The sequence below is a fragment of the Aeromicrobium sp. JP4 genome, from assembly GCF_054957925.1.
This window is the reverse complement of the sequence record NZ_CM143290.1, coordinates 318,221-344,140: the sequence shown is the minus strand read 5'-3', so window position 1 is coordinate 344,140 and position 25,920 is coordinate 318,221. Positions and strand designations below refer to the sequence as shown.

The following is a 25,920-nucleotide window of genomic DNA, read 5'->3' as shown; positions in this document are numbered from 1 at the left end:
TCTCGGCCGCACGATCACAGGGGCGTCTGCCACGTCCCGATCCAGCCACGCATGTCCACCAAGAAATCTCCCCACAGGCCGGTGACCTGCAAGAGGCCCAGACCGATCAGCATCACGCCCCCGAAGCGGGTGATCGCCACGGTGTGCTTCCGGGCGAATTGGAACACCCGCATCGCCCGGCTCACACCCACGGCTGCAAGGACGAATGGCAAACCAAGGCCGACGCTGTAGGCAAATGACAGGAGTGCTCCCCGGCCGGCCGTCCCCGACGTCGTCGCCATCGTCAGCACCGCGGCGAGCGTCGGTCCGATGCAGGGCGTCCATCCGATCCCGAACATGACGCCGAGGAGAGGCGCACCAGCGAGTCCGATCCGAGGCTGGAACTTCGGACGAAAGGTCCTGGAGAGAGACGGGACCGAGTCAAGCGCGCCGACGAACAGCAGGCCCAGGATGAGTGTGAAGATCCCGAGCACGCGAACCAGCGCATCCTGGTAGTCCAGCAGGCTGCTTCCGAGCGCCCCGACGAGGGCCCCGTAGGAGGTGAAGACTGCGGCGAACCCAAGTACGAAAAGAGTCGTCCCCATCACGACGACTGATCGGCGGCGCGCGTCTGGACCCACCACTTCGGCCCCAGCGGCGCCGCTGACGTAGGCGAGGTAGCCCGGCACGAGAGGCAGGCTGCACGGACTGAGGAACGAGACCAACCCCGCCAACAGGGCGATGGGAATCGCGATCAGAAGAGGACCGAATGCAACGGTCTCACCGACCGAGTGCGCCACCATGGCAAGTTCCTTTGCGACTAGGGCTGCGGCGCCGCGGACCTCTCGCTCCGACCCTGAGGTCCGGCGTCGGCAGACTGGCGCCTATCTACTAGGCATCTTAGTTGGCCGGTATCTGCGTACTCGCACGGCCCGGACCAGGGGCGAGAACGCGGCGCCGAAGAGGCTGCGCTGCCGCCCAGCCGCGTGTCTCACGTGACGCGGCACGGGAACTGGCCGCTTCACACTGCGCTGGCCGCCACTACGATGGGAGTTCGTACTGGAGGAGATCGGATGCACGGACTGGGTCCACTCGAGGGGACGATCATGCAGGTGATGTGGTCGAGCGATGAACCGCGATCGGTTCGTTCGATTCACAGTTCCTTGGCCGCCGACAGAAAGATCGCCTACACCACGGTGATGACGGTCATGGACAACCTCTTCACCAAGGGGTTACTTCGACGAGAGCGCCAGGGCCGGGCGTATCTGTACACGGCCTCCGCCAGCCGCGAGGACCATACGGCCGCCCTTCTGGGCAACGTCCTTGCCGACGGGGGCGACCGAACGGGCGTCCTGATGCGATTCATCGAACAGCTCGACGATTCCGAACTCGACGCCCTGCGGGATGCCGTCTCCAACCCCGAACGAACCAGGCCGGACGGCACAAAGTGATCGGCGCGGCCCTGTTGCTGACTTTCTTCGCCACGATGCTGATGGCGTGCCAGTATGCGCTGCCCTCCGCGACATGGTTGCATCGCGCACCCCGCCTGGGCATCGCCGTGTGGCAGGTCGCCATCGCCGCCGTGACCGGGTCGTTCGTGCTGGGCATGATGGCCCTCACCATGCCGGGCCTCTCAGCTGCCGCCGCTCTCGCCGAGTTCGCGAGGGCATGCGTGATCGAACTGCAACGCCAGTCCGCGCACCCGGGGCGGGCGACTCTCACCACCGTGAGCCTGGTGATCTTGGGCCTCCTCGCCTGGCGCATGACGTCGACGCTCTGGTCTCAGCGGCGGGCCGACCTGCGCGCCCACCGCGATCACCTGGCAGACCTTGCGTTGGTGGCAGAGCCCGGACACCAAGGAGTCCTCAGCGTCGACCACGAGGCCGCCGCCGTCTACTGCCTCCCGGGCAATCGCCGCGCCGGAACGCACGACACCGTCGTGGTGACCACAGGTGCACGCGCAGCGCTCACCGTTGCCCAGCTGGACCTCGTGCTTCGGCACGAGCACGCCCACCTGAACTCGCGGCATGCTCGACTCGTGGCACGTGCTCGGGCACTGAACCGGGCGTTTCCGCGCGTCGGCTTCTTCCGGGTGGCACACGAACAGCTCGCGCTACTCGCCGAACTACAGGCCGACGATGCTGTCAGGGCCGACGAGCGTAGATCGTTGGCCGATGCCCTCTATCAGCTGGCCATCACGAACCAACGAGTGCCCACGGCGAACGGACTCTCAGCGACCGGGTCCGATGTCATCCTGCGAGCCCGACGGCTGATGCGCCCCCATGAGCCGCTCGGACGGACCGCTCAGACGATTCTTGCCACATCCATTCTGCTTCTCGGCACGACGCCGGTCGTCCTGTCGCTCATTCCTGGAGGCCTCAGCGAATCGCACGACTGCTGTTCCAGCACAGGCGTCGTTGCTGCGCCGGAGGCGTCTGATTCCGGGGCGACGATCAGTCCCTCGCCCTCCGGCCGCTGAGGAACGGCTCCTCCCCGGGTGGGGTCACGCCCTTACCGATGAACTATGGTTCTTAGTAGATCATCTGCAAGCCCGCGACATCGATGCCCACCTGGCCCCGATGGCTGCGTGGCGCGCCTGGACTCAAGGAAGAACCGTGACCACCCAACACAGGGCCCCGCTCTCCGCCCGATCTCGCAAGGCTCTCCCCGGCACTCGGCGGGGTACGTGGCTGGTCCGTACAGTGACCGCAGCCTTCGTTACGCTCCTCGTGCTCGCTCCTGCCCCGTCAGCGCAGGCGCACACGGGCCTCACCTCGTCCGATCCGGCGGACGACTCCACCGTGCAGACGACTCCCGACCGCATTCAGTTGCAGTTCACCGACCCGATGTCCAAGGAGTTCTCCAAGGTGAGCCTCACGATCGGCACGTCACCGCAGCAAGTCCTGGTGTTGGATCCGTCGACGAGCGGGCCGACGGTCTCGGTTGACCTTTCGGACGCAAGATTGCCGACCGCTCCCCCGGGCTCGGGCGATGTGGCGTGGGATGTGGCGTACCGAGTGATCTCGGCCGACGGGCACCCCGTGGACGGCAACGTCCGTTTCAGGGCGCCGCTTCCCCCGACCCCGAGCTCACGTGATGCGAGCTCCCCTGCGAGTGAGACTCCGAAGGGCGAATCCTCCTCGACCGTGGACGAGGACGGGGACGACTTCCGAACCACGGCGATTCTGATCGGCGTGGGTGTCAGCCTGTTCTTCCTTCTCCCGCTGTCGGTCTTGCTCTGGGCGATCGGGCGCGACCGGCGTCGCCAGCGGGCGACCAGCGAATGAACCCCCTCGCCTCCCCCATCAGATCCCGTCACTGAGTGACGTTGATGTGCGGTGACCTGATCACCCGATCGCGGCGTGTGGCTCCGCAGCACGACGGCGTGAGCCGTGGCATCGGTCTTGATCGACGGTCTGCCCAGGGACGGTTGCGCTATCGCCGAGCCACGGCTGCTGGGCTCGCCGCATCGTCCTCACGAACGACCAGAGGAGCAAACCCACCAGCATGAACAGCCCCAAGGTGTAGATACCGGCCAGCCAGCCGATGGGTTCGCTCCCGTCCGCATTGATCCCCTGCTCCATCATGATCTCGAGTGGGATCCTCACCAGCTCACTTCCTCGCACTGCTGAGTGGGGGCCAGCTCCGTCTGCAGCGTGGCGTGCTCGATCCCATAGGTGGTGGCCAGGACTCCCTGGGCCTTGGTCAGGACCAACTGCCCGTCAGAGCCCTTCTCCACCACGAGATGCGCGGTCGCGACGTTCATACCGGAAGTGAGGGTCCAGAGGTGAAGGTCGTGCACGCCCGCGACGCCTGGGAGTGCTTCGAGCGTCTCGACCACCTCGTCCACGACGATGCCTTCAGGGACATGCTGGCCGAGGACGGCCAGCACCTGTCGGCCAAGCACCACCGCTCGTACGGCAACGAAGATGCCGATCGCGACGGCGACGAGCGTGTCCCAGATGGGCTGTCCACTGACGGCCACCAGGATGCCCGCGGCGATCACACCGACGCTTCCCGCAGCGTCGGCAACCACCTCGTAGTACGCACCCTTGACGTTCAGGGACTCGCGCGATCCCTCGCGCAGAAGAAGCATCGAGACGATGTTGACGACCAAACCGAGGGCTCCCACCACGAGCATCGTCCCGGTGGCAACCTCAGGAGCGTCGCCAATTCGACTGATGGCCTCGATGACGACATACGCCGCCACGCCGAGCATGATCAGCACGGTGAAGCCTGAGGCGAAGACCTCGGCCCGGTAGGAGCCGTAGGTCTTGCGGCCCGTGGTGTCCAGCCGCGTCGCGATCCGCGTCGCTACGAGCGCGGCCCCCAAGGCCACCACGTCGGCGGACATGTGCCCGGCATCGGAGATCAGGGCCAACGAGTTCGACATGAGACCGAAGACCAACTCGACGAGGAAGAACGCGAACACCAGCACGAAGGTGACCGCCAAGCGCCACCGGTGGCGACCGCCGGCGTGACCTGCAGCACCGTGGCCGTGACCCGCGCCCATCACCGACCACTCTCCACGCCGGCATCGCCGCTGACACCGTGGCCGGGATCGACTGCCAGGACGAGCTCGTGCAAGTCGCCCAACGCGTGACCCAGCCGCTGATCGGCCAATTCGTACCGGGTGCGGCGCCCCTGAGGTACCGCGACCACCAGCCCACAACCCCGCAAGCACGCCAAGTGGTTCGAGATCGACTGTCGACTCACGTCCAACGCATCGGCCAGATCCGTAGGGAACGCCGGTGATTCACGCAGAGACATGAGGATCTTGGCGCGCGTGGGATCGGACAGGGCGTGACCGAATCGAGCGAGCGCATCCAGAGCGGTCGAGGTTGCAACGTTCATGAGCTGATAGTACATAGAATTATGAATTCACTCAAGCGTGTAATCTCTGATCGGCGCGCACCGTGACGCCTACTATCTTGAATAGTAGCGGCGTCCCCGTATCGCCAGTCCAGGAGGAGTCGTAGTGTCACCAACGTCCCCGCCGGAGTCGCTTCCCGTCGCCATCGTGGGGGCCGGGCAGGCCGGACTCGCGATGTCGCATGCGTTGCTCGAGCGGGGCCTACGGCCAGCCGAGGACTTCGTCCTCCTGGACGCAGGATCCGCCCAGACGATTTCCTGGCGTCGCCGCTGGGATTCACTCACCCTGTTCACGCCGGCTTGGCACTCTCACCTACCTGGGATTCGGATGCCAGGGGCTCAGCGGCGCTACCCGTCAACGAAAGATGTCGCCGACTACCTCGACCTCTACCGCGCGAGCCTGGGCGTGGAGCCAAAGTGGGATACGCGCGCCATTTCCGTCCACCCCCAGCGGGACGACTCCCTGGTCCTTCAAACGTCGACGGGATCGTTGCGCGCTCGCGCAGTCGTGGCGGCGACAGGGCCCTTCGCGATCCCCCAGTACCCCGGCTTCGCTAACGACACAGTCGTAGACGGAGCCAACCTCCACAGCGACGCCTACCGGAACCCTGACCAACTCCCCCGCGGTCCGGTCCTCGTCGTCGGCTCCGGAAATACCGGGATCCAGATCGCCAAGGAGCTCTCGGCTCATCGTTGTGTGTCGATCGCCCAAGGCTCTCCACAACCGCGCCTTCCGCACCGGCTGCTCGGAGTCGACCTCTTCAGGTGGCTGCAACTGACAGGCGTGCTCTCGGCGCCGTCCAACGGTCTCATCGGACGCCGCATCTCAAGGCGCGAGTTGGTGGTGGGCCCAGGCATGGTCGACCTGGCCTCGAGAGTCGTCCACCTTCTGCCTCGTGCGGTGAATGGGAACCGCGACAGGATCTCGTTCGCCGACGGCGTCGACCGCAGATTCGAATCGGTCATCTGGGCTACTGGCTATCGCAACGGATTCGAGTGGTTGCCCGAATCGGTCGTCGGCGCGGACGGCACAATTGATCAGCAGGACGGACGCACTCCGATCAGGGGGTTGTACGTCCTCGGAGACTCGTGGCTTCGCAACAGGGGCTCAGCGCTCCTCGGAGGCGTGGGCACGGACGCTCGACTGATCGCCCGGCACATCGTCCCGTGACTCGCGGGGGCCTTCGCCAATGGTCAGCACTCAGTGTATAGTTCAGCGCATGCTGACCATTGCTTCGCGTCTCGACGTCATGAACCGGCTCGGCCGTGCCATGGCCGACCCCACGCGCTCCCGCATCCTCATGACACTCCTCGAGGGACCGAGCTATCCCGCCGTGCTCTCGCGCGACTTGGAGCTGACTCGATCCAACGTCTCGAACCATCTGACGTGTCTGCGCGACTGCGGCATCGTGGTGGCGGAGGCCGAGGGTCGTCAGACACGCTATGAGATTGCCGATCCCCATCTCACCGCCGCCCTCGTCGCCCTGGTGGACGTGACCTTGGCCGTGGACGTTCACGCGCCGTGCGTCGACTCGACGTGCACCGTGGCGGGCTGCTGCGAGACGGGAGCGGGCGCATGAGCGCGGCGTGTGGATGCGACCACGATTCTGTCCCCACGACGGGCGAGGACTTCGAGGACTCGGAGCGGCCGTGGTGGAAGGACAGCGGAGTCATGGTGCCGGTCTTCTCGGGTCTGGCATTCCTCGCCGGCCTGGTCGCCGAATGGTCCGGGGCCGAGACACCCGCCCTGGCGCTCTTCTGGGTCGGCCTCCTCTTGGGCGCCTCGACCTTCACCCCTGCCGCGATCCGAAACCTGTTCAAGGGCAAGCTCGGGATCGGCCTGTTGATGACGATCAGCGCGATCGGCGCTGTCATTCTCGGCTACGTCGAGGAGGCCGCGGCGCTGGCCTTCTTGTACTCGATCGCGGAGGCCTTGGAGGACAAGGCGATGGACCGGGCGCGCGGAGGGTTGCGGGCGTTGCTCAAGCTCGTGCCCGAGACGGCGACGGTGCTCCGTGACGGTGTCGCGGAGCAGGTCCAAGCCAAGGATCTGGTCGTCGGCGACGTGATGATGGTCCGACCCGGCGAGCGGATCGCGACGGACGGACTCGTCCGCTCAGGACGGTCGAGCCTGGACACCTCGGCCATCACCGGCGAGTCGATCCCGGTCGAGGTCGAGCCGGGTGACCCGGTGTCAGCCGGGGCGATCAACAGTGCTGGCGCGCTGGAGATCGAGACCACTGCGGCCGGCACTGACAACTCGCTCACCACGATCGTGGAGCTGGTCGAGCAGGCTCAGGCAGAAAAGGGCGACCGCGCCCGGCTCGCCGACCGGATCGCGCGGCCCCTCGTCCCGGGGGTCCTCATCCTTGCTGTGCTCGTCGCGCTCCTCGGATCGATCCTGGGCGACCCAGACGTGTGGATCACTCGCGCCCTCGTCGTGCTGGTGGCGGCGTCGCCCTGTGCGCTGGCGATCTCCGTCCCTCTGACCGTCGTCGCCGCCATCGGTGCGGCCAGCAAGTTCGGCGTGATCGTCAAATCCGGTGCGGCCTTCGAACGTTTCGGCACCGTCCGCCACGTCGCCGTCGACAAGACCGGCACTCTCACCCGCAATGAGCCTGCCGTCACCGCGGTCCTGGTGGTCGAAGGCATCACCGAGGCTCAGGGACTGGCGTGGGCTGCCGCGTTGGAGCAGCACAGCACACACCCGCTCGCTGCGGCGATCACCGCCGCCGCCCAGGACGTTCCCCTGGCCGCGGAGGTGACCGAGCAGGCGGGACACGGCATCGAAGGCACCGTCGACGGGATGAAGATCACTGTCGGCAGCCCGCGCTGGCTCGACGCCGGAGAGCTCGGCGCGCGTGTCGAGGATCTGGAAATGCAGGGCATGACGGTCGTGATCGTGCACCGCGACGGCGTCCCGGTCGCGGCGATCGGCGTCCGCGACGAGCTGCGCCCCGAAGTCCCTGACGTCGTGCGCACCCTCACCGATCACCGAGTGGGCGTGACCATGCTCACCGGCGACAACGCTCGAACCGCTCGAGCTCTCGCCGCGCAGGCCGGGATCGACGATGTCCGCGCCGAGCTCCGACCCGAGGACAAGGCCGCTGCGATCACCGAGCTGTCCGAAGCGGGATCGGTCGCCATGATCGGCGACGGCATCAACGACGCCCCGGCTCTCGCCGCCGCGGACATCGGCATCGCCATGGGAGCGACAGGCTCCGACGCGGCGATCGAGTCCGCCGACGTTGCCTTCACGGGCCATGATCTGCGCCTCATCCCGCGGGCATTCGAACACGCGCGGCGTGGACGGCGCATCATCAACCAGAACATCATCCTGTCGCTGCTGATCATCGCCGCGCTGCTTCCACTCGCACTGTTCGGTGTCTTGGGGCTGGCCGCCGTTGTGCTGGTCCACGAGATCGCGGAGGTCATCGTGATTCTCAACGGGCTGCGCGCCGCCCGCACTCCCGCGCCGCGATTGGAGGGCTGATGCTGACGACTGTCGGTTCGGCCATTGGCCTGTTCGCGGCTACCAACATCGATGACATCGTGGTGCTCACCGTGCTGTTCCTCGCCTCCCGCAATGGGAGTCCGCGCCCGTGGCAGATCGTCGGGGGGCAATACGTCGGATTCATCACGCTTGTCGCGATCAGTGTGGTCGCCGCGCTCGGCTTGACGATCGTGCCGGATCAATGGGTCGGACTGCTCGGACTGATCCCTCTCAGCATCGGCATCTGGACGCTCATCCGCGGTTTGCTTCGCAAGCGCAACGGCGAGGACAGCGATTTGACCCTCGCAGCCGGGCTCTGGAGTGTCGCCGGGATAACAATCGCCAATGGGGCTGACAACATCTCGCTCTACACGCCGATTTTTCGCACCAGCGCCCCGGCCGACGTCGCGGTCATGATTGCGGTCTTCCTCGTCCTCGTCGCCGTTTGGTGCGCCGCTGGACGACTGATCGGAACCCGCGAGGTCGTCACTGAGGCGCTGGAGCGCATCGAGCACTGGCTCGTGCCCACGGTCTTCATTGGTTTGGGCCTGTTCATCCTGATCGAGTCCGAGGTCATCACCCGGTTCTTCGAGGTCATCGGATGACTCGTCGACCGAGGGCGAGGGCGAATCAGGATTCGGCCGAAGGGGTGCGCCGTGGGGGTCGCTGGCGGTTCGCGGTGACGGCCCTCCTGCTTGGCGGGCTCGTCGTTCTTGTCGATCAGTGGACCAAGAGCTGGGCCGAGAGCACCCTCATCGAGGGTGAGCGGACGCCGTTGGTTGGAAGCCTGTTCGGCCTTCAACTGGCGTACAACCCGGGCGCGGCGTTCTCCTTTGGCGAAGGGTTCACGTGGGTGTTCGCCTTGGTCTCTGTCGCCGCTGTGGTCGTCGCGACGGTTTTCGCGTTTCGCGTTCGGCAGCTCGGGTGGACGCTCGTGGTCGGTGCGCTGGGCGGAGCTGCAGCCTCTCACGCCAGCGACCGGCTGTTCCGCGAACCAGGATTCGGCCGTGGACACGTCGTGGACTTCCTTGCCTACGGCAATCTGTTCATCGGGAACTTCGCCGACATCGTGATCGTCACGGGGGCGGTGGCCGGAGCCCTCCTGATGTGGCGGGAGGAGCGTGCCCGCGAGCAGGCTTCGACTACGACGATCCTCCGCCGGCGAATTGCCGAGAACCTTCCACCCGAGGACGACACGCGCTAAGAGATTCACCGGAGCAAACCCTCGTCTCTGGTTGAGATCGGCTCAGCTCGAGAGTCACTTCCCGGGCTCGTCGTGGGCGTGCTGGCGGCCGGGCGAGCCGGCGACGAACGACCACGCCGCCGGCCGAGCGTGCGACGGGACCTTCGGCAACGCCATCGGCACGCGAGCCGTCGGCGCTGCCCTCGAGAACGGCTGGAACGCGACGAACGGGCTCAAGGCGAATGCCGAGCGTATCGGGGTCGAGTACCATCGAACGCTCGGTCAAGTCGAATTCGGCGGAGGCACCGAGATGACCGGGACAGCGGGTACGGCCAGGCCTTCCGCTCCGCGAGCGCAAGAACCGTCCGCATCGGCGGCATCGCCCTCGCCTGTGAGTACCAGTGCCGACCGCGTTCACGCGCAGCACGACAGCTGTGAGACGTCGGTGGTGAAGGCTCTTGCGGCGAGCCGGAGTCCTTCGGTCATGGTGAGATAGGGGGCCCACGCGTCGACGACTTCGGCGATGGTCTTGCCGAGCAGGTGGACTCCGGTGGCGGCGAGCTCGCCGGCGTCCTTGGCGACGGCAGTGATGCCGAGAATCTCGCTTGTGTCGGCGTTCACGACGATCTTGATGAAGCCACGGGTATCGCGGTTGACCAGTGCTCGGGGCACGTGGTGCAGCGGCAGGACGCGGCAGTCGCAGCGGATTCCCGCGCCTATCGCCTCCTTCTCGGTCGTCCCGACCGCGCCGATCGCGGGGCCGGTGAACGTCACCCGCGGCAGACGAGAGTAGTCGACGGTCCGGTCGACGTGGAGGAACGCGTTCTCGGCCACGAGGGTGCCGTGGTGGGCGGCGACGTAGACGAACTCGGGGTGCCCGGTCACGTCGCCCGCGGCCCAGATCCGCCGATTCGAGGATTGCATCCTGTCGGAGACGACCACCTCGCCGGACTCCCCTGTCTTGACTCCGACAGAGTCGAGATTGAGTCCGTCGGTGACGGGGCGGCGTCCGAGGGCTACCAGGACTTGGTCGGCGCGGAAGTCCTGCGAGACGCCGGATACGTCCGCGGTCACCACGACCAGCCCGGTCCCTGCGGCCCGGGTCACCCGGGTGGGCACCGCGCGGCGGACGACGCGGATGCCCTCATCGGCGAAGACGTCCTCAAGCGCCCAGGAGACTTCAGGCTCCTCCTTCGATGCGAGTCGGGAGCGGGCCAGCAGCGTGACCTCGGAGCCGAGTCGGGCGAACAGTTGGGCCTGCTCCAAGGCGACGTAGCCACCGCCGAGGACGAGGAGAGACCTGGGGACCTCGAGCAGCTCCATGGCCGTGGTCGAAGTCAGGTACCCCGCGCTATCCAGGCCGTCGATCGGCGGGACCCACGGTCGAGCGCCGGTTGCGACCATGTAGTGCTCGGCCTCGACGGTCGCGGCCATCCCATCGGCGGCGGTGATGTTCAGCATCGGCGCATCAGGCGAGCCCGCGAACGCGGCGACTCCCTGACGCACTTGCCAGCCGTAGGATTCAGCAACGTCGGCGTATTTCTCGCCCCGCAGCGACTCGACCAGCGCCACTTTTCCGGCGACCAGCGCGGGCATGTCGATTGGGCCCGCCGTCGTTGAGATCCCCGGGAAACGGTCCGGGGCGTCGGCGGCGGAGTACCGCGCGCCAGCCGCGGCAATGAGCGCCTTCGACGGCACGCACCCAGTGTTCACGCAGGTCCCGCCGAGCGTGCCGCGCTCGACCATCACCACCGACTTTCCCAGCGCGGTCGCGCGGATCGCCGCGGCGAACGCCCCGCCGCCCGATCCGATGATGGCAAGGTCGTACTTCGTAGGCATCGCTGCTGTCTCCTTCAACCCTTCGGTCTTCTTCTGATCTGTTCAGCCATACTTGACGTTCCAGTGCAGGGGAAGGTCAAGCGTGCTCCTGCCGAACGAGAGGTGACCGCGATGCGCATCGGGGAACTGGCCGCTGCGGCTGGGACCACTCCGAAGACTCTCCGCTTCTATGAGGAGTCGGGACTGCTGCCCCCAGCCGATCGGACGCCGTCGGGTTATCGGGACTACGCGCCCGACGCTGTCGCCCGGATCGACTTTGTTCACCGCGGCCAGGCGGCGGGACTCACCCTCGCTCAGATCCGCCAGATCCTCGACATCCGCGATGACGGCGCCGCGCCGTGTGAGCACGTGCGCGATCTGCTCGACGAGCGCCTAGCCGAGATCGAGCAGCAGATCGCTAGGCTCACCGCCCTGCATGACACTATTGCCGAACTCAGGCACGACGCCGCGCAGCCGGACCCCGACACGTGCAGTCCCGAGCAGGTCTGCCGCTACCTATAGTTCTCCGCATCGGGAAGGAGACAGACCGCGGCCGGCCACCCGGTCGCGATGCCAGCACGCCCCAGCGTCATGGCCCGCCCGATGCACGCGTGAACACCTGCAGGGCGTGACCCATCGACTCCCCGAGATGCCGCCCGCGTCCAGTCCGGACGTCGGCGCCTTAGGTGCGGACGCGAGCCTGCGCCGTCTCGTCGGCGCCCTACTCACGCATGGCCTGCTGGCCGCGGTCCTGAACTACTGATCGTGGACGACTCCACCGGGGACGTACGGATCGACAAGGACGTCAAGACCCTCGACAACGGATTCGCTGGGTTCTGGCTGCCCTTCGACATCGAAGGGGCGATGACGATCCGTTCGGACGACAAGACCGGCAGCGTCGAGTTCGACACCGAAGCCGACGCACCGACGCACCCACCTGCCTGACCACCCTTCAATTGGCTTGAGGTCCCTATACCCCCTAGGGGTATAGTGGCCATATCTTGAGGACACCCACCAGCTAGACCGTGACATCGCCATGCGCCCTTACGAGCGGGAATTGGCCGGGCGCACGCCTGACCGGAGGCACGAGACCCCACTGGCGAGAGCGAGAGGGTCTTGCAGTCTCCGAGACGACACACGCCGGGTCGGTGAGTTTTGCGCCCATAAGCGGCGACAGATCTCGGCGTACGTCCTGCCACCGACCTACGCTCATTCGTCGATGGAAGCGTGCCATTGACGGATCGGTCGGAGCGGGGGTCTCGCGGCTGGCTGCCTGGATTGAACCTGCGACCCCTGACGAGTCCGAGCTCCGTACGAGCCAAGACGGTGGGTACCGAGAACCGCGGAAATCCCTCCAATGGTAGGGATGATCCCTTCGGGTCACTTCCGACGATACCCGACTACCTGCAACGAGAACTGGGCCAATCAGGCCACAAAGCGGCCAGTATGGGACGCGCTTCGTTCGATCCAGTCGAGTCGTGTCCCAACTGAGTACGAGCAAACCGATGCCCCCCTCTACGCGCACCGAGCGGTAGACGGCGTTCCTAGGTCACGCCATCTGTCACTGCGTAGATGCGGCCACGGCGAACCAGATTCACGGACCCCGGATACGATGTCCCATAGTAGACCGAGAGTTGGTGAGCGATGGGCCCGCTGGAGACATCCGTGATGCAACGCCTGTGGGCTGTCGAGCAGCCCCAGACCGTACGCGAGGTCCAGGAGTTCATCGCGGCCGACCGGACCATTGCCTATACGACAGTCATGACTGTGCTGGACAACCTCCATGGCAAGGGGTTCGTGACCCGTGAGCGTCAGGGCCGCGCCTACGTCTACAGCCCGCGCGAAACTCGCGAGGAGTACACCGCTTCATTGCTCGGCAACGCACTCGCCGACGGCGGGGACCGGCGCGGGGTGCTGATGCACTTCGTCGACCGCCTGGATGAGGAAGCCTTGGCGTCTTTGCGTCAACTCCTCCAAGAGCCGGGGAATGACCCCGAGGGCGTCCCATGAGCCATGCGGCGGGGTTCTTCGCCCTGGCAGGGGCATTCATGCTGGCCGGCCACTTCGGGCTTGGTCGTGCTCGTTGGACCCATCGCTCCCCACGGCTCGCCATTGCGTTCTGGCAGGCCCTCGCGGGCGCGGTCGTAGTTTCCCTGCTGCTCGGGTCGATCTGCCTCGCACTGCCCGGGTTCTCGCCGGTGGGCACCGCAGGAGAGATCCTTCACGCTTGCTTCGTCGAGCTTCGGCGACAGTACTCAACCCCGGCGGGGGCGGCGGTCAGCGCCGTTGGATTCGGACTGTTCTTCCTGGTGATGTGGCGCGTTGCCCGAGCACTCACGAGGCATCATCGCGAAGCGACTCTCGCCCGCCGCCAGCACCGTCAGGCTCTTGCTCTCGTCGAAAGCCCACTCGGTCAGGACGTGGTCGTGCTCGATCACGGTTCCGCGGCTGTCTACTGCATCCCCGATGGACGCAGGTCGCGCCGGGGGAAGATCGTCGTGACCCGCGGGGCCGCCGACCACCTGACCGCCAGGCAGTTGGAGTTGGTCCTGCGACATGAGCGAGTTCACCTCGCCGCACGTCACGATCGTCTGGTCCAACGGTCGCTGGCTCTCGCGGAGGCACTCCCGCTCCTGCCCTTCTTCGGCGTCGCTCACCAGGAGATCGCCGATCTCGCGGAGATGCATGCTGACGACGGTATCGAGACCGAGGACGGCCCCGAACTTGCCTCAGCACTGCTTCAACTCGCCGTCATGACCCCATCGCGTGTTCCCTCCGGTGCCTTGGCCGCCACAGGAGGCGCGACGCTGGCTCGGGCACGACGACTGGTCCGGCCGCAGCCGCCGCTCCGCCGGATGACCACTGGTCTGATCGTGGCGGCAATCGTGGGGACAGGTGCGGCGCCGGCGCTCCTGACCGCCTACTCGGGCGGGGAGAGCGGCTTCACCCACGCTTGTTGCAGTCGCCCCGCTCTCTTCTCCTGACTCAAACGGCGGGCCGCCAGCACGCGACACCCCGAGACACTCGAGCACCATGTACTATCTTCCTTAGTAGATGGATCAACGTTCGTTCTCGACCGATTAGGGGTATGACCGTGGTGCGACAAGGGCCGATGGGTCCATGCACTCGAGGTGCCGGTGAGCTCGGCGGACTCCCATGATCGAGCTGCAGGAAACCATCCTCTCCGGATCGCTGATCCTCGCAATGCTCGTAGCGGTGATCGCTGGCGTCGTCTCCTTCTTCTCACCGTGCTCCCTCCCCCTCGTGCCCGCATACCTCTCTTACGTCGCGGGAGTCGAGGGGCAGGAATCAACCGTGGCGCGCCAACTACGCGGCGAGGCTTCTCATGGCCGCGGGCGCACACTGGTCGGCGCCGGACTGTTCGTGCTGGGATTCGCTGCCGTATTCACCAGCTACGGCGCGCTCTTCGGCATCCTCGGTTCCCAACTCGTTGAGCACCAGGACCAGATCATCCGCTGGTCCGGAGTCCTCACGGTGCTGATGGGCCTGGGCTTCGCGTTGTCCGGCTCGGGCCTTCGGTTCGTGAACAGAACCGTCCGACTCAAGTACCGGCCGCGCGTCGGCCTGGCCGGTGCCCCTCTACTCGGAATCGTCTTCGGAGTCGGGTGGACCCCCTGCATCGGACCCGCGCTCGCGGCGGTACTCGCTCTGGCCACAACGTCAGCCACCGCGGGACGAGGAGCTGGCCTCGCCTTCGCGTACAGCTTGGGCCTGGGGATCCCTTTCCTGATTGCCGCGTTCTCCGTGACCAACTGGATGCGACGCACCGCATGGGCTCGCAAGCACTCCGCGAACATGGCTCGAGTCGGCGGCGGTTTCCTCATTGCTCTGGGCGTCCTGCAACTGACCGGATGGTGGTCCGAACTGATGGCCGCCACCCAAGGCCTTGTCGACACGTGGAATCCTCCGATCTGAAAGCGGTCCTGACCCGTGACTACTCCATCTCGAACCCCCCACCGCACCAGGAAGAGGACTCTCGCAGCACTTGCCGTCCTGGCGACGCTCGGCATTCTCGCGTGGTGGTGGTCCAGCAACGCGTCCACACCAACATCGGCCGCCCGAGCCGACGGAGGATCAATCATCGAGGAGTACGAATCGGCGGATCGCGTCCAGTCGCGGCCGTTCAAAGCCCGCTTGCTCAGCGGGAAGACCATCGACACGGACAGCTTGCGCGGCGAGGTGACCGTCTACAACGTGTGGGGTTCATGGTGCGTCCCTTGCGCGACCGAGGCACCTGACCTCGTCGAGGTCGCCCATCAGTACGGCGATGCGGTGACATTCATGGGCATCAACGTTCGGGACAACGAGGCGGCGGCACGTGCCTTCGAACGCGATTACGAGATCCCGTACGACAGCGTGATCGCTCAGGACTCATCGACCGCGACACTGTCGTTCGGTGGAGCCCTGACGACTTCAGCGGTCCCCACGACACTCGTGGTGGATCGCCGGGGCAGAGTTGCCGCCCGAGTCATTGGTCCGGCCACCGCGGCGACTCTGCGTAGCCTGCTCGAACCAGTACTTCAGGAGACGGACGACGTCCGGTAATGGCGCAGAACCGACAGGTCACGACCCACCAGTTCCAGATGAAGAAGAGGAAACGCACACCGATGAAGAGACTGTTCTGTATCGCGATTCTCGGGATCCTCGTCTTGTCCGCTTGCGGCAGCTCGTCACCAGAACGTGGCGGGAACGAAGATGCGAAGGGCGACTCCGCTGACACGCAACAGATCCTGGAGCCGTATGGGCTCGCCGGAAAATCTGCAGATGAGGTGATCAACGAGTTGGATCGCCTCCCGGTGGACCAGCGACCGACTGACCTGATGGCCTCGGTGAGAGCGAACGAGCTGATCCTCAGCGCTGGCGGCAGTGAAGGCAGCGTCCCGTTGGACCGTGACCGCTTCTACCTGTCCGCAGCACCCTTCATTTCGCAAACGCACGAGTGCTTCTTCCACTCGCTGACCACGTGCAAGGGCGAGTTGGGTGACACCGAGGTGCGCGTGAAGATTGTGGACAAGACCAACGACACGGTGATCGTGGACGAGGACGTCGAAACGTACTCGAACGGGTTCGTCGGATTCTGGCTGCCGGCCGACATCGAGGGGACCATGTCGATTCGCCTGGGCGACAAGACAGGGACCGTTGACTTCACCACGAAGCCGGACGCACCCACGTGCGTGACAACGCTCAAACTCGTCTGACTCGATGTGCCGCCTGGGGTGGTCCGGGTGATCGTTTTCGAGACCACCTCGAGGGGCCCGCTTCGCCGACTCTTGCCTGACTTCTCGGCCGCGCCCACGAGCCTGGTCCCACGCATGGGGTCTTCAGTCATCGCCATGAGCCTCGGGGGGCTCCTAGCGGCATCGTCCTTCGAGCCACTCGGATTCCGCGTGGCGGCTCCTGTCGCGATGGCACTCCTGTGGTGGGGAATTCAACGCGAGTCTCGGAGCCGTGCGCCAGTACTGGGCCTGTGCTTCGGACTCGCGTACATGCTTCCGCTGCTCTGGTGGTTGGACGAATCCATTGGCACGGCCGCGTGGCTGGCACTCGGTACGGCACAAGCTCTCTTCCTTGCGATCGCCAGCCTGGGCATCCGGGTGGTCCGCGACGTGCCTGCGGCGCCGCTGTGGGGCGGGCTGATCTGGGTCAGCGCGGAGACGATACGAAGCAGCTGGCCTCTGGGCGGGATGCCTTGGGGGCGACTGGGAGTCACCGCCCTCGATTCGCCGTGGGAGCCCGCCCTTGCTCACCTCGGTATCGCCGGCACCAGTCTGCTGGTCGCGACGACCGGGTTCGGGGTGGCCCACCTCGTCCTGCTCCCCCGGCGCGTCATGGTCCTGTGGCTCGTGATTCCGATGACCATCGGCCTGGTCGCGGCCACGCTGCCCTTCCGCGTCCCCAGCGTTGGATCCGCTCGAGTCGCGGTGGTTCAGGGCGGGGTGCCGGGCGACGGCACCGACCTGGTCGCACACCACCGGGCCGTCACCCGCAATCATCTCGCGGCCACCCAGCGGCTGGCGACGTCACTGACGGCGCAAGGGCGATCGGTGGACCTGGTGGTGTGGCCAGAGAACGCCACTGCCCTTGACCCGGCCGGGGATCCCGCCCTGAGTGAGGCGATCGGTGATGCGGCAGTGGCTGTCGACGCGCCAGTGCTCGTCGGCGCGATCGTCGACGGTCCCCGTCCTGAGCAGGCGTTCAACCGGGGAGTCCTGTGGTCCTCCGATGGCATTCCCGTCGACTCCTACACCAAAGCTCACCCGGTGCCGTTCGGCGAGTACATCCCTTGGCGACCGATCATCGGTGACCGGTTCTCGCGCTTCGAGGAGATCCCTCGCGACATGCTGCCCGGGAGCGGACAGGTGCCGTTGCAGGTCAACGGCGTGCCGGTCGCCGACGCCATCTGCTTCGACGTGGCGTACGACGACGTGCTGCCCGCCCAAGTGAGACGCGGCGCTCGCGTGGCCGTGGTGCAGACCAGCAACGCCACGTTCACCGGCACCGCTCAACCGGCACAACAGTTCGAGATCACTCGCGCTCGAGCCGTCGAACTGGGCAGGGACGTCGTGGTGGCATCGACCAACGGTGTCTCGGGGTTCATCTCAGCGGACGGCTCGGTCCGCGCACGGAACCAGTCCCGAGGCACCGAGGTGTTGATCGAGACGGTGCAGCTTCGTGCTGGTCTCACTCCGGCGGTGCGCTTCGAGCAACAACGCACGCTGGTGATCGTCGGTGGCGCCATGGTCGCCCTGCTTCTCGCAGCATGGCGATACGCAGCGTCGAGACGAGCCCGACGCGCCAGCGATCCCGCGTGAGGAGCAGCGCGCCGGGCTCCGTGCGTCGCGGGTCTCAGACTCCTGCGTAGGAGTGGAGTCCCCCGACCCACATGTTGACGCCGATGAAGTTGAACAGGAACGCGATGTACCCCGCGATGCTGAACCAAGCGGCGCGTTTGCCCCGCCAGCCGGCGGTCGACTGGGCGTGGAGGTACGCGGCGTAGAACACCCAGGTGATGAAGGCCCAGGTCTCCTTCGGATCCCAGCCCCAGTAGCGTCCCCAGGCTGCTTCGGCCCACACCGCGCCGGCGATGACCGCGAACGTCCAGACGGGGAAGGCGAACACGATCAACCCGTAGGAAACCCGCTCCAGCATCTCGTCACGTTCGGGGTGACGCCCGGGCCGGACCAGCTGCACGGCCGAGGTCACCGCTGCGACGGTGAACGCTCCGCCCGAGACGATCGCGGCCCCGACGTGGATCGCCAACCAGTACGAATCGAGAACGGGGATCAGCGCATCGACGGGTGTGTACAGGACCGTGACCGCGCTTCCGAGAGTCACGAGTACCAGTCCGATCACCCAGATCCCCAGCCTGTGGAGCGGATACCGGGACAGGCCCGCGACATAGGCTCCGAGAATCGCGGTCGAACCCACGATCGCGAACTCGTACATGTTTCCCCACGGCGCTCGCTCGGCCGCGATTCCGCGTGCCAGGACCGCGGCCGCATTGAGCACGAGGCCCATCACGACCATGACCGACGCGATCCGCGCGGTCCGCTCGCTCCACGGCGGGCCCACCTCGGGCTCGTGCTCGAGTGCGCCGCCCGCCGCTGAGGACGCGGCGGCTGGTGTGGTCACTGGTTCTTTCGCGACGCCTCGCTGCCGTGTGGTGCGTTGAGCCATGCTCACCGCATAGAGGCAGAACGCCAACGCGAGGATCATCATGGTGGCGACGACAAGATCGTCCGACAGCCGAGCCCAGGTCATGACGGGGTCCTTTCCAAGGATTTGTTGAGGCTGAGTAGTTCTCGTTCAAGGCGGACCAGATCAGCGGGGGGAAGATCCCTGCGGGTCAGCGACTGGCCGGCGATCTCCACCGTGACCGTCGACCCGGAGTCAACGGCACGAACCCACACCCGCCTGCGACGCACGACCAGCGACGTCGTGAGGCCGACCATCAGGAAGATCGCCGCGACCAGCGAGATCTCCTTGCCCGGGTCATAGGCGATCTGGAAGTTGGCAAACCGTGACACGCCATCGAAGGTGATGCTGCCGGCTCCGTCGGGCAGCTCCAACGAGTCGCCCACCCGCATCTGCTTCTGGGCCACTTCCTCCATGCCGTCGAGCTCGATGGCGTACACCGACTGAGGAGCACCCCGGTCCATCCCGAGATCACCGGTGTAGGCAGTCAGGTCCAACCGCGGGGCAATCAAACCGGGGAACTGCGAGCGGTCGCCCTCATTGGTGGGAGCCGTCGGCAAGAAGAGACCCTCGAACCCGAGCTGTGTCGGCTGGGCGTTCGGCGCCTTGACGACTCCGTCGCTCGTGAAGTTGTTCTCGATCGGCAGGAAAATCACCGGACCGGCGAACACGACCTCACCGGTACCGTCGCGGACCGTGACGCGCGGCGCGTAGCCGTGCCCCGTGAGGAACAACTTGGTTCCCTCGATGTCGAGGGGCTGATTGGGTTTGATGCTGGCGGACTTCTCTGTTCCGTCGGCCTGCAGGTAGGTCACGGTGGCGTCGAACTTGCGAGGCTCCCCCGCACGCGAACCGCTGAGGGCGAACTCGGCGTCCAAGCCGTCCAAGGTGACCGAGAACGGAGTCAGCTCATCGACGCGGGTGAGGGCCGACCGGGAGAACTCGTCGTAGGACGACTCGACGTTGGTGAAGGTTTCGCCATCGGCCAGCGCGGCTCGACCTTCGAACCCGAGGAGCTTGCCACTGGCCATGCCCACCAACAACAGCAACAGCGAGAGGTGGAACATGAGGTTCCCGACCTCGCGGACGTAGCCCTTCTCCGCCCGGACTTCCCCAGGCGCCTGCACGACCCGGTAACCGCGCCGCGAAAGAATCTCAGTAGCGCGTCGCAGCACCGAGCCACGGTCTGACTGCACGGACAGCTCGCGATGACCATCCATCCGCGACAAGCGGGTCGGAGCACGTGTCGGCTCCGCGCGACACTCCTGCCAGAGCTTCGCGCATCGAGGGAGGACACAGCCGGTCATGGACACGAGCAGCAGCAGGTACACCGCCGCGAACCACGGAGACGCGTAGACGTCGAACAAGAAGAGTCGGTCGAGCCATGGCGCCATGGTGGGATGGTCTCGGTAGAAGAGGGGGACGGCCGCGGGATCGGTCGCCACGTTCCGTTGTGGCAGGAACGACCCGGGGATCGCCGCCAGCGCGAGCAGCGCCAGTAGGATCACGGCGGTCCGCATCGACGTCAGCGTTCGCCACGCCCAGCGGCCCCAGCCCCACCCGTAGACAGTCCGGGTTGGCGTCGGCGACTTCGACTGATCTCTCTCCTTGAGCGCCTCGTCGACCATGGCTGGAGTCTACTATGCTTCCTAGTAGTTGAACTCTCGCCTTCAACGTGTGTACGACCGCCCCGGTCGACCAACCGGGAGCCTCGGACCCGGCGCAGTCCCGGAGTCTTCATGGAACCTTGAGGACTGAGCGTGGTCGCTCTTCACATTCGGGAGGCAGACTCGCTGGCGTACTGAAGACGACCAGAGATGGAGAAAACCTGATGAAGAGGAAGCTGGCGGCTCTCACGCTGTTCGCGACGATCGGTCTCACCCTGGCCGCATGCAGCGACGATTCCGATGGCGGAAAGTCGAGCGACACGGGCTCCTCCTCCAGCCAGAGCGCCCCGTTCAATGACGCGGATGTCACGTTCGCCCAACAGATGATCCCTCACCACGAGCAGGCGATCGAGATGGCCAAGGTCGCCGAGACACGTGCCGGCAGCGACGAAGTCAAGTCCTTGGCTGCCGACATCGAAGCCGCGCAGGGTCCCGAGATCGAGACCCTTGAGGGCTGGCTCGAGAGCTGGGGTGAAGACGTGCCGTCCGGGGAGATGGACCACGGGGACATGAACCACGGGTCCAGTGACGAAGGCGGCATGGCCGGGATGATGGACGAGGAGGACATGAAGTCCCTCGAGGATGCATCTGGCGCTGAGTTCGACCGCATGTTCCTGCAGATGATGATCGAGCACCACGAGGGTGCGGTCGCCATGGCCGAGACGGAAGTCCAGGACGGCGAGAATGCCGACGCGATCGCGATGGCACAGAAGGTGATCAGCGACCAGCAGGCTGAAATCGACCTGATGAACAGTCTCCTCGGGTCCTGACGCAGCGTTTTCGCAGCATCTCCACCATGATTCCGACCTGCCGTCGGAATGGATGCTGCAGCCGACTGGCGTGCCGCTGGGTCACTTCCCCCCCCAGCCCGGCGGCACGCCGCCCTTCCAGATCGAGCGAGGTCGTGACAGGTTCCCGAAGAAGGAGTCGCAGTGGAGCCGCCAGCCCGGTGGCTCCGCGAGGACACCGGCGCCGTCAGCCCCAGCGCGCGCGAAGACCCAGGACCGCGTGGATAGGACTACCCGCGTCGGCCGCAGCCGTGGTTGCAACTGCTTTCCTCGTCCCTTATGTCGGCAACGGACAGAAGCAACTCCCCGATGACCCAGCTTCCAACGGTTCGGATGCTCGGTCAGAGTTGCCACGTGCCAGACCGTCGCCGCCGAAGGACCACGTCGAAAGCCGGGGCAGCCGTTCCGCCCGGCCACCCGCGCGGCGATCCACGGACACGGACAAACCGGTCAGTGTCCCAGAGGCAGCGTCAGGCAGGTTCCAGATCGCACCTACCCCTTCTGCCCCGCGGAAATCCACGCCCACGACCATGACCTACCAAGTCGAAGTCGAGGAGGGCCTTTCGTTCGCGCCAGCGGGCTTCGCGCGAGCCGTGGACGCCACCCTCAGCGATCCCCGGGGGTGGGCGTCCCCTGGCCACGAATTCACTCGCGTGGCGAACGATGCCTCAGTGAGGATCATTCTCGCGTCGCCACAGACGGCGGATGACCTGTGCGCTCCCCTTGACACCGCCGGCCGCCTCTCGTGCCGCAATGGGGATCGGGTCGTGATCAACGCCTGGCGCTGGGTGAATGGCGCCCCGTCTTACGGGAAGGACATCGGTGCATATCGTCGGTACCTGATCAACCACGAGTTCGGCCATGCGCTCGGGCTCCCCCACGCCGCTTGCCCAGGCAACGGCGCGCCAGCTCCGGTCATGCTCCAACAGACCAAAACCCTCGATGGGTGTCGAGCCAATGCGTGGCCGGGCGGGGTCGATCGACCCTGAGGCACCCTTTTGGACGCTCGCGTTGTGCGCCCGGGTGAGATTGATGGCCTTAAGCGGTCAGAAACGACACTCCACGTGGCCTCAGTGTCCGCTGCGGGGCCCGCACCGCTGAAGGTCCTTCTCGACGGGCCGCGAGTCGTCGTCCTCGTCAGCCTCGCCATGCGTTTCAGGCATGAAAAGAAGCATCATCAACGGGCAAGCGAGCAGGAGGATGAGCACGAATCCCGACGGTGGCGCACCCATGGCGAACGCACCGACCAGCACGGCCGCACTTACGGCGACGAACCACACCAACTTGCCATTGAACCGGTTCACGTCGAACTCCACTCCCTGGGACGAACCACCCCAGCATCCGCTCCCCGACTCCCGACTGGGGCGCTGATTCCGTGAAGGTTCGCTGAAGATCCCGCTTCGTGAATCAGCCGGGTGCTGCTGGGTCCTTGCTCGACAACACGCACAAGTGCGGCCACGGCGCCACGTTCGTTGTACGACGTCCCATTGCCCGGGAGTGAAAGGCCGAGCCGGTCACGCTGAAATCTTCAGGGAAGCTTCATTGCGCGGTGAACATTCCGACACATGTTTCGTGTTGGCTCTATAGGGATTTCAAGCAAGCTAGCCGGAGATGACCTGTATGACGCCACGAGCCGGCCACGCCGGAGAGTTCACCGTTACCGTCCTCGACAGAAGGGCTGTCACGTGAGTAACACCCGCCGCGCCTGTGCGGCAGTTGTTGTATCCGCCGTAATCGTGTCCTCGCTCGCGGCCTGCGGCACGGCAGCACCAAAGATCGAGTCAACGTCGGGCGATGCCATGGGGCACGTTCACGGCATGGGAATCGACCCCGCCGACGGGACTCTCTTCGTGGCATCTCATCTGGGCCTGTTCACCGTGGAGGAAGGGTCGCCACCGCGGCGGGTCGGGGAAGCTTGGCACGATCTCATGGGATTCTCGGTGATCGGTCCCGGGCATTTCGTCGCGAGTGGTCACCCGGACCTGGCAAGCGACCTGCCCACGCATCTCGGTCTGATGGAGTCCATCGACGCGGGGAAGACGTGGCGGCAGGTGTCCCTAGCGGGAAAGGCAGACTTCCACGCACTCGATGGCACTGACTCTCGGCTGGCGGGCTACAACAGCGTTTCCGGACAGCTGCTTCTCACGAGCGACCGTACGAACTGGATCACGATCGATGAACGTCCGGTGATTGACGTCGCCACCGATCTCGACTCGACCGACCTCTTCGTGACGACCCCGTCCGGCGGATTGATTCGTTATCCCGCGAGCGATGGAGCTCGCGCGCGGACCGTCGTCGCACCGTCCTTGGCGTACATCGATGGGGGCCAGGACGGTCTCGTCGTGGGCATTGCAGCCACTGGACGTGTTCATGTGAGTCGCGACGGCGGTGAGAGCTGGAGAGCGGGAGGTGCGCTCCCGGACTCCCCGGAGGCACTCGAAGTGACGCCGGATCGCTGGTACGCAGCCGCGGGTGGTGCCGTCTTCGAATCGACGACCTCGGGTGCCACGTGGAGTCGCCTCACCTAGTCATGGTCTGTCCGGCGAAAGCCGCACATCGCTCCACGAGTGTGCTCCCCGAACGACCTCCCCTGGTCCTCGACGCGTCCCGCTCACGCCTGTTCCACGGCGGTCAGGGCGACTCAGAGGTGTGGTTCTTCGCCCGAGACGAGATGGTCCGCCTGGTTGAGACCTTCCCGCACCAATCGTGCGACGTGTCCGCTGAGGATCCGGTAGACCTGATGGCGACCGTCGCGCTGGGCGTCGACGAGACCGGCGAGGCGGAGCTTCGCCAGGTGCTGGCTGACCGCCGTGCGCGAGGCTTCGACCGCGTCGGCCAGTTCGCCGGCTGTGGCAGGTCCCTCCGTGAGCAACCACAGGAGCTCCAAGCGCGTGGGCTCTCCGATCAACGCGAACACGTCAGCAGCCTCACGCAGGCGCTCGAGGTCGGGGCGCTGCGGATGGTCCAGGCTCGAACGACGCGGCGTCGGGATCGGATCGCTCATGGTGCTGCCGATCCTGCCACCTCTTGCTACCGAGTGAGTACCGGTCGGCGCGACGATGCCACGGCGGCCGCCAGTCCCAGGACTGAGATCGCGGTCATGACCGCGGCGGTGGTCGGGACTCCGAATTGATCTCCCGTCCATCCAGCGACTGGGTAGGCGAACAGGAAACAGGCGTGGGACAACGAGTAGCTCGCGGCGAAAGCACCGGCCCGTTCGCCCTCGGTGACACTCCGGTTGATGACTCTTCCCGATGGCGTCAGGATCGCCGACGTCGCAGCGCCAATGACAGCCCAGATCACCAGCAGGGGCGCCCAACCATGGTCGCCTCCCGTCACGAGAACAGCCAGCACCAAAGCCGCGGGCACGGTGACGCCACCTGCGAGCATCAGCGTCCGGTCGCTGATCGTGTCGAGGAGTCGCGGTGCCGCCAACGCCACGACCATGGATCCGGCGCCGTAACAACCGAGCGCGACCGCCAGTGAGGTCGAGCTCAAGCCGAGTGTTTCGCGAACGACGACGACGGTGTTGACCAGGACGAGCGAGGAGGCGGCCGCGACCACCAGGTTCAACGCCATCAAGAAGCGCAGCGGCCCGCGCGTGACGAACAGGCGCATGCCATCTGTCGCGCGTCGCCAGAACGACACTTCCGCCTTGTGAGGCCGGACCGAAAGCCCAGCCGTGATGACCATGACCGCAGAGACACCGAACCCGACGGCCGTCCCGGCAAACAGGACATGGAAAGACACCACGGTCAGGAGCGCCGCCGCGATCATGGGGCTGACGAGCGATTCCAAGTCATACGCCAGTCGCGACAGCGACAACGCCCGCGTGTAGTCGCGCTCGTCGGGCAGGACCGCGGGAATCACCGCTTGGAACGTCGGAGTGAACGTCGCCGACGCGGTCTGCAGCACGAAGATCAGCACGTAGATCTGCCAGACCTCACTCACCCATGGCAAGCCCACTGCGACCCCGCCGCGCACCAGATCCGCCGCGACCATCACCCGACGCGGCGGCAGACTCGCAGTTGCCGCGGTCAGAAGCGGGGAAAGCAGCACGTAGGCGACCATCTTGATCGTCGACGCAGTAGCCACGACCGTTCCCGCCGATCGCGGCGCAACATCGAACGCCAGCAAACTCAACGCAACGGTCAGGAGGCCCGTGCCAAGCAGCGCCACCACCTGCGCACTGAACAGGTGCCGGTAGGCACGATGCCGCAGGACGGAACGCTCGACCAAGATCACTCGACAACGTTACGTGCGCACATCTGCACGTGTAAACATTCCGCGGGAGGATCTCGGTCAAGCGAATGATCCAACAGTCGGACGGGTACTGATCATGAAAGGGCGGTTCCCACCGGTCGTCAGACGCAGGTCACCCGCCGCCATCATTTCGAGGAGGAG

At 65.9% G+C, this 25,920-nt stretch carries 31 protein-coding genes; 20 read left to right on the top strand and 11 right to left on the bottom strand.

What is annotated here, in order from left to right:
- Window positions 1-14: 14 nt before the first annotated feature.
- On the bottom strand, window positions 15-782 hold the full coding sequence (locus ACY1JX_RS01725) for a cytochrome c biogenesis CcdA family protein (protein ID WP_181756273.1): 768 nt from the start codon (window positions 780-782) through the stop codon (window positions 15-17).
- 270 nt (window positions 783-1,052) lie between these two features.
- On the opposite strand from ACY1JX_RS01725, the gene ACY1JX_RS01720 reads away from it, so the two are divergent.
- The 3 genes from ACY1JX_RS01720 (at window position 1,053) to ACY1JX_RS01710 (ending at window position 3,266) form a co-directional block, all read left to right on the top strand.
- Entirely contained in the window at window positions 1,053-1,430 is a 378-nt protein-coding gene (locus ACY1JX_RS01720) for a BlaI/MecI/CopY family transcriptional regulator (protein WP_286928668.1), read from the top strand.
- On the top strand, window positions 1,427-2,458 hold the full coding sequence (locus ACY1JX_RS01715; protein ID WP_286928666.1) for a M56 family metallopeptidase: 1,032 nt from the start codon (window positions 1,427-1,429) through the stop codon (window positions 2,456-2,458). The genes ACY1JX_RS01720 and ACY1JX_RS01715 overlap by 4 nt, the downstream gene beginning before the upstream one ends.
- A 223-nt stretch (window positions 2,459-2,681) precedes the next feature.
- Complete coding sequence (locus ACY1JX_RS01710; protein WP_181755827.1) at window positions 2,682-3,266, top strand: copper resistance CopC family protein; 585 nt, start codon at window positions 2,682-2,684, stop codon at window positions 3,264-3,266.
- 60 nt (window positions 3,267-3,326) lie between these two features.
- Here the strand turns inward: ACY1JX_RS01710 and ACY1JX_RS01705 are convergent, their stop codons facing one another.
- Genes ACY1JX_RS01705 through ACY1JX_RS01695 form a run of 3 tightly spaced genes read right to left on the bottom strand, consistent with a single transcriptional unit; the run spans window position 3,327 to window position 4,833 of the window.
- On the bottom strand, window positions 3,327-3,587 hold the full coding sequence (locus ACY1JX_RS01705) for a hypothetical protein (protein WP_462565905.1): 261 nt from the start codon (window positions 3,585-3,587) through the stop codon (window positions 3,327-3,329).
- Window positions 3,584-4,492 carry a cation diffusion facilitator family transporter gene (locus ACY1JX_RS01700; protein ID WP_087623239.1) on the bottom strand — a complete coding sequence of 303 codons (909 nt, stop codon included), beginning with the start codon at window positions 4,490-4,492 and terminating at the stop codon, window positions 3,584-3,586. Before ACY1JX_RS01700 ends, ACY1JX_RS01705 begins: the two co-directional genes overlap by 4 nt.
- Entirely contained in the window at window positions 4,492-4,833 is a 342-nt protein-coding gene (locus ACY1JX_RS01695; protein WP_462564993.1) for an ArsR/SmtB family transcription factor, read from the bottom strand. The genes ACY1JX_RS01700 and ACY1JX_RS01695 overlap by 1 nt, the downstream gene beginning before the upstream one ends.
- Window positions 4,834-5,026: 193 nt before the next feature.
- On the opposite strand from ACY1JX_RS01695, the gene ACY1JX_RS01690 reads away from it, so the two are divergent.
- From ACY1JX_RS01690 to ACY1JX_RS01670, 5 genes are all read left to right on the top strand, one after another.
- Entirely contained in the window at window positions 5,027-6,022 is a 996-nt protein-coding gene (locus tag ACY1JX_RS01690) for a flavin-containing monooxygenase (RefSeq protein WP_462564992.1), read from the top strand.
- 49 nt (window positions 6,023-6,071) lie between these two features.
- On the top strand, window positions 6,072-6,431 hold the full coding sequence (cmtR, locus tag ACY1JX_RS01685) for a Cd(II)/Pb(II)-sensing metalloregulatory transcriptional regulator CmtR (RefSeq protein WP_462564991.1): 360 nt from the start codon (window positions 6,072-6,074) through the stop codon (window positions 6,429-6,431).
- Window positions 6,428-8,344: a heavy metal translocating P-type ATPase gene (locus tag ACY1JX_RS01680; protein ID WP_462564990.1), complete on the top strand. Its 1,917-nt coding sequence runs from the start codon at window positions 6,428-6,430 to the stop codon at window positions 8,342-8,344. The genes cmtR and ACY1JX_RS01680 overlap by 4 nt, the downstream gene beginning before the upstream one ends.
- A complete protein-coding gene (locus tag ACY1JX_RS01675) occupies window positions 8,344-8,949 on the top strand; it encodes a cadmium resistance transporter (RefSeq protein WP_146825579.1) in 606 nt (201 codons plus the stop codon). The genes ACY1JX_RS01680 and ACY1JX_RS01675 overlap by 1 nt, the downstream gene beginning before the upstream one ends.
- Before the next feature lie 74 nt (window positions 8,950-9,023).
- Window positions 9,024-9,548: a signal peptidase II gene (locus ACY1JX_RS01670; RefSeq protein ID WP_286928659.1), complete on the top strand. Its 525-nt coding sequence runs from the start codon at window positions 9,024-9,026 to the stop codon at window positions 9,546-9,548.
- A gap of 54 nt (window positions 9,549-9,602) precedes the next feature.
- On the opposite strand, the gene ACY1JX_RS01665 is transcribed toward ACY1JX_RS01670, so the two are convergent.
- The gene (locus ACY1JX_RS01665; protein WP_181755834.1) at window positions 9,603-9,764 is read right to left on the bottom strand and encodes a hypothetical protein; all 162 of its coding nucleotides are present in this window, start codon (window positions 9,762-9,764) and stop codon (window positions 9,603-9,605) included.
- A 177-nt stretch (window positions 9,765-9,941) separates the two neighbouring features.
- Complete coding sequence (gene merA, locus ACY1JX_RS01660; protein WP_146825575.1) at window positions 9,942-11,366, bottom strand: mercury(II) reductase; 1,425 nt, start codon at window positions 11,364-11,366, stop codon at window positions 9,942-9,944.
- Between the two features lie 111 nt (window positions 11,367-11,477).
- Between merA and ACY1JX_RS01655 the strand changes: the two genes are divergently transcribed.
- The 9 genes from ACY1JX_RS01655 (at window position 11,478) to lnt (ending at window position 18,178) form a co-directional block, all read left to right on the top strand.
- Complete coding sequence (locus ACY1JX_RS01655) at window positions 11,478-11,867, top strand: heavy metal-responsive transcriptional regulator (RefSeq protein WP_087623269.1); 390 nt, start codon at window positions 11,478-11,480, stop codon at window positions 11,865-11,867.
- Window positions 11,868-11,973: 106 nt separating this feature from the next.
- On the top strand, window positions 11,974-12,108 hold the full coding sequence (locus ACY1JX_RS01650) for a hypothetical protein (RefSeq protein WP_281285720.1): 135 nt from the start codon (window positions 11,974-11,976) through the stop codon (window positions 12,106-12,108).
- A gap of 2 nt (window positions 12,109-12,110) precedes the next feature.
- Window positions 12,111-12,290: a hypothetical protein gene (locus ACY1JX_RS01645; protein ID WP_087623232.1), complete on the top strand. Its 180-nt coding sequence runs from the start codon at window positions 12,111-12,113 to the stop codon at window positions 12,288-12,290.
- Between the two features lie 723 nt (window positions 12,291-13,013).
- Window positions 13,014-13,355, top strand: coding sequence for a BlaI/MecI/CopY family transcriptional regulator (locus ACY1JX_RS01640; protein WP_236757788.1), 342 nt, complete (start codon window positions 13,014-13,016; stop codon window positions 13,353-13,355).
- Window positions 13,352-14,329: a M56 family metallopeptidase gene (locus tag ACY1JX_RS01635; protein ID WP_087625523.1), complete on the top strand. Its 978-nt coding sequence runs from the start codon at window positions 13,352-13,354 to the stop codon at window positions 14,327-14,329. The genes ACY1JX_RS01640 and ACY1JX_RS01635 overlap by 4 nt, the downstream gene beginning before the upstream one ends.
- Before the next feature lie 172 nt (window positions 14,330-14,501).
- Window positions 14,502-15,281 (top strand): cytochrome c biogenesis CcdA family protein, encoded by a 780-nt coding sequence (locus tag ACY1JX_RS01630; RefSeq protein WP_222593358.1) that lies wholly within the window; start codon window positions 14,502-14,504, stop codon window positions 15,279-15,281.
- 15 nt (window positions 15,282-15,296) lie between these two features.
- Window positions 15,297-15,911: a TlpA family protein disulfide reductase gene (locus ACY1JX_RS01625; protein WP_087625522.1), complete on the top strand. Its 615-nt coding sequence runs from the start codon at window positions 15,297-15,299 to the stop codon at window positions 15,909-15,911.
- Complete coding sequence (locus tag ACY1JX_RS01620; protein WP_462564988.1) at window positions 15,911-16,564, top strand: CueP family metal-binding protein; 654 nt, start codon at window positions 15,911-15,913, stop codon at window positions 16,562-16,564. The genes ACY1JX_RS01625 and ACY1JX_RS01620 overlap by 1 nt, the downstream gene beginning before the upstream one ends.
- 114 nt (window positions 16,565-16,678) lie before the next feature.
- Window positions 16,679-18,178 (top strand): apolipoprotein N-acyltransferase, encoded by a 1,500-nt coding sequence (lnt, locus tag ACY1JX_RS01615; RefSeq protein WP_462564987.1) that lies wholly within the window; start codon window positions 16,679-16,681, stop codon window positions 18,176-18,178.
- Window positions 18,179-18,212: 34 nt separating this feature from the next.
- Here lnt and ccsA read toward each other — a convergent pair whose 3' ends face one another.
- Both ccsA and resB read right to left on the bottom strand, forming a co-directional pair.
- Complete coding sequence (ccsA, locus tag ACY1JX_RS01610; RefSeq protein ID WP_462564986.1) at window positions 18,213-19,085, bottom strand: cytochrome c biogenesis protein CcsA; 873 nt, start codon at window positions 19,083-19,085, stop codon at window positions 18,213-18,215.
- A 38-nt stretch (window positions 19,086-19,123) separates the two neighbouring features.
- Entirely contained in the window at window positions 19,124-20,689 is a 1,566-nt protein-coding gene (resB, locus tag ACY1JX_RS01605; RefSeq protein ID WP_462564985.1) for a cytochrome c biogenesis protein ResB, read from the bottom strand.
- 203 nt (window positions 20,690-20,892) lie between these two features.
- On the opposite strand from resB, the gene ACY1JX_RS01600 reads away from it, so the two are divergent.
- Both ACY1JX_RS01600 and ACY1JX_RS01595 read left to right on the top strand, forming a co-directional pair.
- A complete protein-coding gene (locus ACY1JX_RS01600) occupies window positions 20,893-21,498 on the top strand; it encodes a DUF305 domain-containing protein (protein ID WP_087625517.1) in 606 nt (201 codons plus the stop codon).
- Between the two features lie 26 nt (window positions 21,499-21,524).
- Window positions 21,525-22,505: a DUF3152 domain-containing protein gene (locus ACY1JX_RS01595; protein ID WP_146825561.1), complete on the top strand. Its 981-nt coding sequence runs from the start codon at window positions 21,525-21,527 to the stop codon at window positions 22,503-22,505.
- 81 nt (window positions 22,506-22,586) lie between these two features.
- Here the strand turns inward: ACY1JX_RS01595 and ACY1JX_RS01590 are convergent, their stop codons facing one another.
- Window positions 22,587-22,832: a DUF2933 domain-containing protein gene (locus ACY1JX_RS01590; protein WP_313600928.1), complete on the bottom strand. Its 246-nt coding sequence runs from the start codon at window positions 22,830-22,832 to the stop codon at window positions 22,587-22,589.
- A gap of 369 nt (window positions 22,833-23,201) precedes the next feature.
- On the opposite strand from ACY1JX_RS01590, the gene ACY1JX_RS01585 reads away from it, so the two are divergent.
- Window positions 23,202-24,044, top strand: coding sequence for a F510_1955 family glycosylhydrolase (locus tag ACY1JX_RS01585; RefSeq protein ID WP_462564984.1), 843 nt, complete (start codon window positions 23,202-23,204; stop codon window positions 24,042-24,044).
- 113 nt (window positions 24,045-24,157) lie between these two features.
- Here the strand turns inward: ACY1JX_RS01585 and ACY1JX_RS01580 are convergent, their stop codons facing one another.
- Both ACY1JX_RS01580 and ACY1JX_RS01575 read right to left on the bottom strand, forming a co-directional pair.
- Window positions 24,158-24,520 carry an ArsR/SmtB family transcription factor gene (locus tag ACY1JX_RS01580; protein ID WP_286928650.1) on the bottom strand — a complete coding sequence of 121 codons (363 nt, stop codon included), beginning with the start codon at window positions 24,518-24,520 and terminating at the stop codon, window positions 24,158-24,160.
- 26 nt (window positions 24,521-24,546) lie between these two features.
- Window positions 24,547-25,761 carry an MFS transporter gene (locus ACY1JX_RS01575; protein WP_462564983.1) on the bottom strand — a complete coding sequence of 405 codons (1,215 nt, stop codon included), beginning with the start codon at window positions 25,759-25,761 and terminating at the stop codon, window positions 24,547-24,549.
- Window positions 25,762-25,920: the final 159 nt, after the last annotated feature.

What these genes read in the sequence shown, in the direction of transcription:
- ACY1JX_RS01725 (WP_181756273.1), bottom strand. Translation starts at nt 782, where the DNA reads ATGGTGGCGCACTCGGTCGGTGAGACCGTTGCATTCGGTCCTCTTCTG.
- ACY1JX_RS01720 (WP_286928668.1), top strand. Translation starts at nt 1,053, where the DNA reads ATGCACGGACTGGGTCCACTCGAGGGGACGATCATGCAGGTGATGTGG.
- ACY1JX_RS01700 (WP_087623239.1), bottom strand. Translation starts at nt 4,492, where the DNA reads ATGGGCGCGGGTCACGGCCACGGTGCTGCAGGTCACGCCGGCGGTCGC.
- ACY1JX_RS01695 (WP_462564993.1), bottom strand. Translation starts at nt 4,833, where the DNA reads ATGAACGTTGCAACCTCGACCGCTCTGGATGCGCTCGCTCGATTCGGT.
- ACY1JX_RS01690 (WP_462564992.1), top strand. Translation starts at nt 5,027, where the DNA reads ATGTCGCATGCGTTGCTCGAGCGGGGCCTACGGCCAGCCGAGGACTTC.
- cmtR (WP_462564991.1), top strand. Translation starts at nt 6,072, where the DNA reads ATGCTGACCATTGCTTCGCGTCTCGACGTCATGAACCGGCTCGGCCGT.
- ACY1JX_RS01680 (WP_462564990.1), top strand. Translation starts at nt 6,428, where the DNA reads ATGAGCGCGGCGTGTGGATGCGACCACGATTCTGTCCCCACGACGGGC.
- ACY1JX_RS01675 (WP_146825579.1), top strand. Translation starts at nt 8,344, where the DNA reads ATGCTGACGACTGTCGGTTCGGCCATTGGCCTGTTCGCGGCTACCAAC.
- merA (WP_146825575.1), bottom strand. Translation starts at nt 11,366, where the DNA reads ATGCCTACGAAGTACGACCTTGCCATCATCGGATCGGGCGGCGGGGCG.
- ACY1JX_RS01655 (WP_087623269.1), top strand. Translation starts at nt 11,478, where the DNA reads ATGCGCATCGGGGAACTGGCCGCTGCGGCTGGGACCACTCCGAAGACT.
- ACY1JX_RS01640 (WP_236757788.1), top strand. Translation starts at nt 13,014, where the DNA reads ATGCAACGCCTGTGGGCTGTCGAGCAGCCCCAGACCGTACGCGAGGTC.
- ACY1JX_RS01635 (WP_087625523.1), top strand. Translation starts at nt 13,352, where the DNA reads ATGAGCCATGCGGCGGGGTTCTTCGCCCTGGCAGGGGCATTCATGCTG.
- ACY1JX_RS01630 (WP_222593358.1), top strand. Translation starts at nt 14,502, where the DNA reads ATGATCGAGCTGCAGGAAACCATCCTCTCCGGATCGCTGATCCTCGCA.
- ACY1JX_RS01620 (WP_462564988.1), top strand. Translation starts at nt 15,911, where the DNA reads ATGGCGCAGAACCGACAGGTCACGACCCACCAGTTCCAGATGAAGAAG.
- lnt (WP_462564987.1), top strand. Translation starts at nt 16,679, where the DNA reads ATGGGGTCTTCAGTCATCGCCATGAGCCTCGGGGGGCTCCTAGCGGCA.
- ccsA (WP_462564986.1), bottom strand. Translation starts at nt 19,085, where the DNA reads ATGATGATCCTCGCGTTGGCGTTCTGCCTCTATGCGGTGAGCATGGCT.
- resB (WP_462564985.1), bottom strand. Translation starts at nt 20,689, where the DNA reads ATGGTCGACGAGGCGCTCAAGGAGAGAGATCAGTCGAAGTCGCCGACG.
- ACY1JX_RS01600 (WP_087625517.1), top strand. Translation starts at nt 20,893, where the DNA reads ATGAAGAGGAAGCTGGCGGCTCTCACGCTGTTCGCGACGATCGGTCTC.
- ACY1JX_RS01595 (WP_146825561.1), top strand. Translation starts at nt 21,525, where the DNA reads ATGATTCCGACCTGCCGTCGGAATGGATGCTGCAGCCGACTGGCGTGC.
- ACY1JX_RS01580 (WP_286928650.1), bottom strand. Translation starts at nt 24,520, where the DNA reads ATGAGCGATCCGATCCCGACGCCGCGTCGTTCGAGCCTGGACCATCCG.